Below are 8,735 nucleotides of genomic sequence, written 5' to 3' on the forward strand. Positions count from 1 at the left end.
TGCCACCATCGTCAAGGTCGCGGGCAGAGTCAGGCACATGGGAGACCAGCAGCGCGGTTGCCAACTGGGCGGTGCCGAGTTTTTCAAGCGCTATCGTGAAAGCACCGTTGGCCGCAGACGGCAGGGAGATTGGCTCTCCCGCATCGTGCGCCATGTTGTTGTTGAGGTCCAGGAACACGGTCGCGCCGGCAATCGGGCCATCGGCAAGGGTTCCTGACAAAGTGAACTGGCTGGCTGCGGTGGCGCCGCCCAGGCTGGCTGTGGGCGCATCGCCGGAGCCCCCGCCACAACCCGCCAGCGCCAGCGCCGCTACCAGCGTGCCAAGCGGCATGGCAAGGTGACCGGTGGCACGGCCAGACAAGAGCGCAGAAAAAGAAAACATGATGAGCCTCAATTCAGTTAATTGAGGCCGTCAGGGGGTGACGGCCCACTTCCGGTAACCCCGCTGCCGTGGTGCTGTGCACGTTAGGCCGGTGGCTTTGTGTCGTTGACTTTCGGCAACTTTACCAATGCGGATTCTAAGAAGGGGGAATATGAATTGGAAGCGATATTTTTGTTACCGCGCAAAATGTTGTGACAAGATGTATCCTGCATGATTTCGCAGCCGAGCCGCCAAAAGGTGCCGCTTTGCAAGGCGCAGGTCCTGCGTGGCGGGGCTTGAATCGGCCTCACTGGCGCAGTCGAATTGCTGCGGCCGAGGTCATTTTTTCAGGTGGCATTCGTTAATGTTGCGATAAGGCAAGGCCGCAACAATGATTGCATGACCCTTTCCCACCCTGTTCTTTTGTCCCATGGCGCTGCTGCGTCCACCGGACACCGCGGCTCCGTCGGCTGGCACCCGACAAGCCTGATTTTGGTTCTGACGCTATGGATCAGCACCGTGGGCAACCTGCCTCTGTGGCTGGCCTTGGGCCGGTTGCCCGAGCTGCACAACGCACGGGCTGTTCTGGGTGTGATGGGGCTGGCATGCGCGCTGGTCGGCATTCTTTTTGCCACGCTGGCTTTTCTGGTGTGGCCGCGCTGGCTCAAGCCGGCCGGCGTGTTGCTGCTGGCCACGGTCACGGCCAGCAGCTATTTCATGGCGGCCTACGGCATCGTGATCGACCCCAGCATGATGGCCAATGTGGCGGGCACCGATGCCCGTGAAGTGCGTGACCTGCTCACGCCTGCCCTGGGGTTGGCACTTTTTTCCGGACTGATTTTGCCAGGGGTTTGGTGGTGGCGCCAACCGCTGCGCCGGTTGCCCGCGCGACGACTGTTGGGGCGCCAGGCACTGTGGGCGCTGCTGGCTTTTTTGTTGGCGGTTGCTGCGCTGGCGGTCAGTTTTCAGGACCTGGCTTCCCTGATGCGCAACCACAAGTCGCTGCGCTACATGATCAATCCCTACAACACTGTGTATGCCATCGGTCGCCACTCGGCGGGGGAGGTCAAGCGTTCGCAGCAGCCGTTGCAAACCGTGGGTGCCGATGCGCATATTGTCTTGCCGACTGGCCAGGCGGGTGTGTCGCCATTGATTGTGCTGGTGGTGGGAGAGACCGCGCGGGCGGCAAATTTTGGGCTGGGTGGCTACGCGCGCGACACCACGCCCCGGCTTAAGGCGCTGCAAGCCAAGGGCAATCTGGTGTATTTCCCGCAGGTGACGTCGTGCGGCACCAATACCGAGACCTCACTACCCTGCATGTTTTCGCACCTCGACCGCAACGGCTTTGTGGCCAATGAGGCCCGTTATGAAAATCTGCTGGACATTCTGAAGCATGCCGGCATGTCGGTGCTCTGGCTCGACAACCAGTCGGGTTGCAAAGGGGTGTGTGACCGCGTGCCGCATGTTGCGGTGAGCACGGTGGCGCCGCCTGGCCTGTGTGAATCGGGCGAGTGCCAGGACATGGCCTTGCTGCGCGCGCTGCCTGGACAACTTGCCGCGCAACAGACCCAGACGCACGCGGCGGGTACCGTCGTTGTCCTGCACCAGATGGGCAGCCATGGCCCGGCCTATTCCAGGCGCTCGCCAGCCAATCTTAAAACCTACGCACCGGAATGCGCCAGCAGCGCCTTGCAGGCATGCCAGCAGCAGGAAATCGTCAATGCCTATGACAACAGCCTGCGCGCCACTGATGACATGCTGGCCGAGACCATCGGCTGGCTTGAATCCCTGCAGCGCCCCACCATGCTGCTGTATGTGTCTGACCATGGCGAGTCGCTGGGGGAAAAAGGCTTGTACTTGCATGGCATGCCTTACAGCTTTGCGCCCGACGAGCAAACCCATGTGCCCATGTTGACCTGGATGTCACCCGCGTTTGCGCAGCGGCTGAAACTTGACGCCACTTGCCTCAAGCAGAAGGCCCTTGAATCATGGTCGCACGACAACCTATTTCACACCGTGCTTGATCTCGCACAGGTGGAAACCAGTGTCTTGTCCAGGGGTAAATCGGTGCTGGCAGGATGCAACCGCAACCCGGTTGGAAGTTGAGTCCCTTGCAAAAGCACATCAAGCAAACCGGTCTCAAGCGCCTGATTCTGGCCTTTGGCTATTCATCGCAGGGTCTCAAAGCTGGCTGGCTGGAGCCCGCGTTTCGCCAGGAAGCCCTGGCGGCTATTGTGTTGCTGCCGCTGGCATTCTGGCTTGGCGACACCTGGCTGGAACTGGCGGTGCTGGTGGGTGCCATGGTGGCAGTGATGGTGGTGGAACTGCTCAACACCGCCATTGAAGCGGCCATCGACCGGGTGGGGCCGGAGTGGCATGACCTGTCCAAAAAGGCCAAAGACTTGGGCAGTGCAGCCGTGCTGATGAGCCTGGCCTATTGCGGGCTGGTGTGGCTGGCGGCGCTTTGGCACAAGTTTCTCGCCGTGTAAGGGCGCATTTTCTCAGCTGACTGGGGTTTTGCCTGGGGTCCAGACCAGTGCAAACCGCGTCGTAAACGGGGCCTCCGGGTGGTCTGTGCGCAGCTCAATCCCGTGCCACCCGGCAATCCGGCGCACCAATGTCAGGCCTATGCCCAGCCCGGGCTGATTGGTCGTTGGCGCGCCAGCGCGGCCGCCATCGTCATGGACCGACAGCACCGTCTCGCCCGCTGGGCTGTGTTCAATCCGAACCTCGATCTGGGTCCCCGGCGTTGTGTGACGAATCGCGTTGTCCACCAGGTTGCGCACCGCCAGGGTCAACATGACGACTTGGCCTTTGACCCACACTGGCGTGGCTGGCGCCTCCAGCCCGAGTTCCTGGCCCAGGTCATGCGCGCCGGGTGCCAGTTCTGCCAACACGTTGCGCGCCAATGCGCACAGGTCTACCTGATCAAGTGTTTGGCCGCACAGGTTCTGGGCGCGCGCCAGGTCCAGCAACTGCGCCAGGATGCGCCCTGAGAGCAGGGCCTGCTGCTCGACTTGCTCCGCCGCCGCATCGCGCTGCCCCGGTGCGCTGGCCTCGCGCACTTGGCGGGCCTGAAGCACCAGCGCGGTCAGGGGCGTTCGCAGCTCATGGGCGACGTCCGAGGCAAATTGCCGCTCGCGCCGGGTTTGCGTCTGCAAGCGTTGCACCATGCCGTTGATGGCCGCCACTGTGCTCACGAGTTCCCGAAAGGGCTGGTTGGGTGACAGCATTTGCCCTTTGTCCACGTCCAGGGCTGCAATCTCGGCCGAAAGCCGGTGCACCGGCCGCAGGCCGCGGCGGATCACCCAACCCAGAAGCAGGGCAATCAGCGGTAGCAAGATGATGGCAGGGCGCACGATGTGTTCGGCAATGTCGCGTGCCAGCGCCTTCAGGCGGCTGGTGTCGACCAGCACCGCCGCCCGCCGGCTGGCGCCCTGCGGGGCGGTGACTTCGGCCACGTAGGCCCGAAAGCGGGTGCTGCGCTCGCCACGCACCACCGTGATCGTTTGGTGGCCAAGCGCCAGTGGCGCGGGCAGGGCGGGCGCAAGACCGTGAGTGTCCAGGCTAACTTGCCCTTGGTCCCACAGCAGCACATGCAGTTCAGGCGAGTAGCCCGAAACATCTGGCCCGCGCACTGCGCCGGCGTTAACGCCCGATGCCGGCGCCGCGGGTGATGGCATCCCCGCGCTCGCGCGCAGAAGCAGTTCGGCGGTAGACACCAGTTGTCCGTCGGTCACTTCGCCAGCTTCGTGCAAGCCGGTGTAATAGGCCATGGCCGTCAGCGTGAACCAGACAGCAGCCAAAGCCACCAGGGTCCACTGCCATAGATGACGCGACAGCGCGCGGGTTTGGTGGGTTGGCTCGGCGTGGGGCATCAGCCACCTCTCAGGCTGCTGGCGGGCTTGTTGTCGGGTCGAGGCACAAAGTAGCCCACGCCCCGCACCGTTTTGACGAAATCGTCGCCCAACTTGCGCCGCAGATGGTGAATATGGACTTCAAGCGCATTGCTCTCCAGTGCCTCGTCAAACCCGTACAACGCTTCTTCAAGACGCTGGCGCGACAGCACCTGCCCAACATTGCGGAGCAAGGCCAGCAACAAGGCGAATTCCTTCACCCGCAGGTTCACGGGTTGGCCGGCGCGGGTGACAGTATGGGCCGCTGGGTCGATCTCGAGGTCGCCATGGCGCAGCAGCGGCGAGGCACGCCCCTCGCTGCGGCGCAGCGCCAGCCGCACCCTGGCGAGCAATTCTTCGGGTTCAAAAGGTTTCACCAGATAGTCGTCCGCACCCTCGTCCAGGCCGGCCACCCGGTCGGGCAGCGCATCACGGGCGGTGAGCATCAGCACCGGCAGCTTCAAGCCCCGCTTGCGCAACTGGCGCAACCATTGAAGGCCGTCGCCATCAGGCAAGCCGCGGTCCAGCAACACCAGGTCGAACACCTCCACGGCGATGGCGCTGGACGCACCAGTCAGGGTGGCGCAGGCATCGGGCGCGTAGCCTGCGGCCTTGAGCGTGGCCAGCAAGCCCGCTGCAATGCCCGGATCATCTTCGACCACCAACACGCGCATCCAACACCTCCGATTGAGAGCCGGTGACCGACCGACCGGGCCTTATTGTGGCAGGCCGGATGGCTGCAGGATTGCAGGCGCAAGGAGCCCTCGGGAGTCATTGAGGGGGCGCATAAGACTGGCTTAAGGATGGGGCGCTCCAATCGTGATCATGAAAAACCAGGCGACGCCCTTTTCCCCTTCCCTCGCCTCTGCCACAGCGCCGCTGAAAGCCTGGCCAGTGGTGACCTTGCTCTTGCTGGGCTGCCTGGTTGCGTGGGACACCTCCGGGCTGGACCTGGCCGTCATGGCCAGCCTGGGTAATACGGCGGGTTTTCCGCTGCGTGAGCAGTGGTGGCTGGAGACCGTGTTGCACAGCGCGGCGCGGCAGCTCGCAATGGTCGCCTTTGTGGGCCTGTGGGTGATGGTGTGGCGCCCGGTTGGCGTCTTCAAGAGCCACCAGCGGCTGGAGCGGCTTGAGATGGTGGTCGGTGTCACGGTGGCCCTGCTGGTCATCAGTGGCATGAAGCGCTTCAGCCTCACCAGTTGCCCGTGGGATTTGCAACCATTTGGGGGCCTGGCCACTTATGTGTCGCATTGGCAATGGGGCGTGAGAGACGGAGGCTCGGGTGGCTGTTTTCCCGGCGGGCATGCTTCTTCTGCGTTTGCCTTTGTGGCCCTGGCTTTGCCGGGCCTGTCAAGAAAATCTGGTTCCGCCGAGCACCGCTTGGCGAAGCAAGCGTTGACTGGTGTGGTGCTGGCCGGGCTGGTTCTGGGTGGGGCTCAAACCTTGCGGGGCGCGCACTATCCAAGCCATACGCTGTGGACCGGCTGGATTTGCTGGGTGGCCGTCTCGCTGAACCGCGCGCTGTTTGTCGTCTACCAACATTTGTCTGACGGCGCACGCCAAGTTAACATTACGACGCAGCGCTGAGGTTCAGTCGCTGGCCGGTCGGGGCGGCTCTCATGAAATTGCGCGGACCCTGCACGCCACGCCCACAACCGGCCGGCCTTTGCCCGGGCTCGTGGCGACCTTCCCTGCGGCCATTGCCCCGCTGGCGCTCACCATGGGCCGGTTGGGTGAACTGCTGCAGAAGCTGGTTTGCGCTCCTGTATGAAAAGGAAATGTATGAATGCGACAAAGACAATCAGGCCAACTGCTGCGACCAACCAGCCGCCTTACGCAGGGATAGACACAGGCGCAACTTTCAAGGAGCGCTATGCCGCCGGCAAGGCCCTGCGCGAGAACTGCCCGCGCGAGGCGCACGCCGCCTGGAAACCTGCCGCCAACCGTCCCGATCCGGTGCAAATGGTTCTGGCGTCCGAGCAGGGGCGCGTGGCAGAGTTGCTGCCCCTGCGCCATGGGCGCATGGTCAAGACCCCCTTCACCTTCTACCGGGGCGCGGCCTCCACCATGGCCAGCGACCTGGCCTCGACGCCGGTCAGCGGCATGCGCGTCCAGTGCTGCGGCGACGCCCATCTCTGCAATTTTGGGGGATTCGCCACGCCCGAGCGCAAGATCATTTTCTCGATCAACGACCTTGATGAGTCGCTGCCGGCGCCCTGGGAGTGGGATGTCAAGCGCCTGGCGGCAAGCTTTGTCGTGGCCTGTCGTGACAAAGGCATCAGGGATGGCGCTGCCAAAGATATTGCTGCGACCTGTGTGCGAAGCTACCGCGAATCGATGGCCGAGTTCAGCCGGATGAATAAGCTGGAGTTGTGGTACCGGGCGCTGGGTGCAGAAGAGTTGATGGCGGACCTCGACCCCGCGCGGCGCAAGCGCATCATGAAGCGCATCGAAAAGGAAAAGGCCAAGAGCCGCGCCGAGGTGATGTTCCCCAAGCTCGTGGGCGATCAGGGAGGGCCGCCGGTCATCATGGATCAGCTTCCCACCATCTTCCATGTCGAAGGCCATCGCCCCGGTGAGATCCAGAAGATCATGCGGGACGCCATGGCCAGCTACCGCGAAAGCCTGCCGCACTCGGTGCAGGGCCTGCTTGATCACTACGAGCTCCGCGACGCTGTCGTCAAGGTGGTGGGGGTCGGCAGCGTTGGTACCCTGTGCTGGGTATTCCTCTTCACGGCCGGCGACGACGAGCCCCTGTTCCTGCAGGTCAAGGAGGCGCGCGCCTCGGTGCTGGAGCCGTACGCGGGCGCGAGCGCCTTGTCCAACCATGGCGAGCGTGTCGTGAACGGGTACCGGCTCATGCAACCCGCCAGCGACATGTTCCTTGGCTGGGCGCGGGGGCCCAAGCGCGACTTCTTCATTCGCCAGCTCAGGGACACCAAGATCAGCATCCTTGTGGACACACTCAACCGTGCCGAGATGGACATCTGCGCCACGTGGTGCGGCAAGGCGCTCGCGCTTTCGCACGCGCGCACCGGCAACGCGGCCGCGCTGAGCGGCTACATGGGCAACCGAGACAGCTTTGATCGGGCCATAGCGGCCTTCTCGGTGGCTTATGCCGACCAGAACGAGAGCGACCACGCCGCCCTTGACCGCGCGGTTCGCAGCGGCAAGGTGAAGGCCGTCTTCGAGGAGGCTGGTTGACGGGCAAGTTGCGAGAGCCGACGACTTTCGGCTAAAGGCTGCTTGCGCATGCCAGAGCGTGGGCGCGATGGCAGGGTTGGCTTTTACCCAGCCCGTCCGATCTGTGTCTTGACATGCCTGAGCAGACCTTCGCTGGCGTCCTCCACCAAATCCAGCACCTGCTCAAACCCGTCAACACCGCCGAAATAGGGGTCAGGCACGACCGGGCTGTCAGACTGCAGACAGAACTCGGTAAAGCGTCGCACCTTGGTTTGATGTTCTGCTGGACAAATCTCCTGAAGCAGCGCCAGGTTGTCCCAGTCCATGGCCAGGATCAGGTCATGGTCTTCAAAGTCAGTGTTCTGGATTTGCCTCGCGCGCAAATCGGCGATGTCATAACCGCGCGCAGCGGCATGGGTCTGGGAGCGCGTGTCGGGTGGATTGCCCGGGTGATAGTTGTGCGTGCCAGCCGAATCGACACGCACAAAATCAGCCAAACGGTGGGCAATGACTTTTTGGCGAAAAATGCCATGCGCGGTCGGACTGCGGCAGATGTTGCCCATGCAAACAAAGAGGACAGAGTACGTTTTCATTGGAAAGTGTTGGGGTGGTTTGGGTGAACGGCTGACAAGTATGACGGAAGCCGGCTGCGAACCCATCATTGCGGCCAATTGCTGAACACCATTGCCGCAGCCTGGGTGTGGGCGTCGATCAAACTGATTACGGTGGTGGGGCGAAGATCAACGGTGCGGTTGGAGGGCTGGCGACGGGGTCACACCAGCCAATCCGGCTTGAGCAGCAGCACAGCCCCCAGCGCCAGCATCACCACCCCGCTGAGCAGTTTGAGCCCGCGCCCGGCGCGCTCGCTGAGCTTGCCGTTGCTCAGCGCCAGCACGGCCAGCGTGACCATCAGGGCATCGTCGGCAATGTAGCCGACGATGTACAGGCCCAGGTAAGCCAGTTGCGCGGCGGTGCCCAGTTGCTGCTGCGCCAACACGGCGGTGTAGATAGCCGGCAAGCCAGCGGTGCACAGCAACTCGACCAGGTTCACCAGCACCGCCAGCGCCGCCACGCCCAGCAACGAGGCAGCCAGCGCCTGCGCCTGCATGGCGCGGCGCATGCGCGCCACCAGGCCGGGTTTGGCGCTCTCGGGAATGCTGAAGCTGAAGCCGCGGCCAAGTGCGAAGAAGTCCTTCACATTGAAAGCGCCGATGAGCAACGCCACGCCAGCCAGCAACAGCTGCACCGGCTGGCTCAACCCCACCACCAGAAAAAGGTTCAACCATGCCGCCATG

The 8,735-nt window shown here is 63.2% G+C and carries 8 protein-coding genes, 1 pseudogene and 1 riboswitch; of the genes and pseudogenes, 4 read left to right on the forward strand and 5 right to left on the reverse strand.

What is annotated here, in order from left to right:
- Positions 1-382: pseudogene (locus GPS82_RS12080) on the reverse strand (hypothetical protein); the annotation flags it as partial.
- Between the two features lie 50 nt (positions 383-432).
- Positions 433-518: riboswitch (cyclic di-GMP riboswitch) on the reverse strand.
- Positions 519-760: 242 nt separating this feature from the next.
- On the opposite strand from GPS82_RS12080, the gene GPS82_RS12085 reads away from it, so the two are divergent.
- Both GPS82_RS12085 and GPS82_RS12090 read left to right on the forward strand, forming a co-directional pair.
- Complete coding sequence (locus tag GPS82_RS12085) at positions 761-2,467, forward strand: phosphoethanolamine--lipid A transferase (protein WP_296495045.1); 1,707 nt, start codon at positions 761-763, stop codon at positions 2,465-2,467.
- Positions 2,440-2,850, forward strand: coding sequence for a diacylglycerol kinase (locus tag GPS82_RS12090; RefSeq protein ID WP_296495047.1), 411 nt, complete (start codon positions 2,440-2,442; stop codon positions 2,848-2,850). Before GPS82_RS12085 ends, GPS82_RS12090 begins: the two co-directional genes overlap by 28 nt.
- Before the next feature lie 12 nt (positions 2,851-2,862).
- Here GPS82_RS12090 and GPS82_RS12095 read toward each other — a convergent pair whose 3' ends face one another.
- Both GPS82_RS12095 and GPS82_RS12100 read right to left on the reverse strand, forming a co-directional pair.
- Complete coding sequence (locus GPS82_RS12095) at positions 2,863-4,239, reverse strand: ATP-binding protein (protein WP_296495049.1); 1,377 nt, start codon at positions 4,237-4,239, stop codon at positions 2,863-2,865.
- Positions 4,239-4,931: a response regulator gene (locus tag GPS82_RS12100; RefSeq protein ID WP_296495051.1), complete on the reverse strand. Its 693-nt coding sequence runs from the start codon at positions 4,929-4,931 to the stop codon at positions 4,239-4,241. Before GPS82_RS12100 ends, GPS82_RS12095 begins: the two co-directional genes overlap by 1 nt.
- A gap of 151 nt (positions 4,932-5,082) precedes the next feature.
- Between GPS82_RS12100 and GPS82_RS12105 the strand changes: the two genes are divergently transcribed.
- Together GPS82_RS12105 and GPS82_RS12110 are read left to right on the forward strand one after the other, a co-directional pair.
- Positions 5,083-5,844: a phosphatase PAP2 family protein gene (locus GPS82_RS12105; protein ID WP_296495052.1), complete on the forward strand. Its 762-nt coding sequence runs from the start codon at positions 5,083-5,085 to the stop codon at positions 5,842-5,844.
- A 195-nt stretch (positions 5,845-6,039) separates the two neighbouring features.
- Positions 6,040-7,461, forward strand: coding sequence for a DUF2252 domain-containing protein (locus GPS82_RS12110; protein ID WP_296495055.1), 1,422 nt, complete (start codon positions 6,040-6,042; stop codon positions 7,459-7,461).
- An 83-nt stretch (positions 7,462-7,544) separates the two neighbouring features.
- Here the strand turns inward: GPS82_RS12110 and GPS82_RS12115 are convergent, their stop codons facing one another.
- Both GPS82_RS12115 and GPS82_RS12120 read right to left on the reverse strand, forming a co-directional pair.
- Positions 7,545-8,033 carry a low molecular weight protein-tyrosine-phosphatase gene (locus tag GPS82_RS12115; protein WP_296495057.1) on the reverse strand — a complete coding sequence of 163 codons (489 nt, stop codon included), beginning with the start codon at positions 8,031-8,033 and terminating at the stop codon, positions 7,545-7,547.
- A 179-nt stretch (positions 8,034-8,212) separates the two neighbouring features.
- A partial coding sequence (locus tag GPS82_RS12120) for a hypothetical protein (RefSeq protein ID WP_296495059.1) occupies positions 8,213-8,735 on the reverse strand: 523 nt, incomplete at its 5' end.

Source organism: Rhodoferax sp., from assembly GCF_011391645.1.
Taxonomy (GTDB): domain Bacteria; phylum Pseudomonadota; class Gammaproteobacteria; order Burkholderiales; family Burkholderiaceae_C; genus Rhodoferax.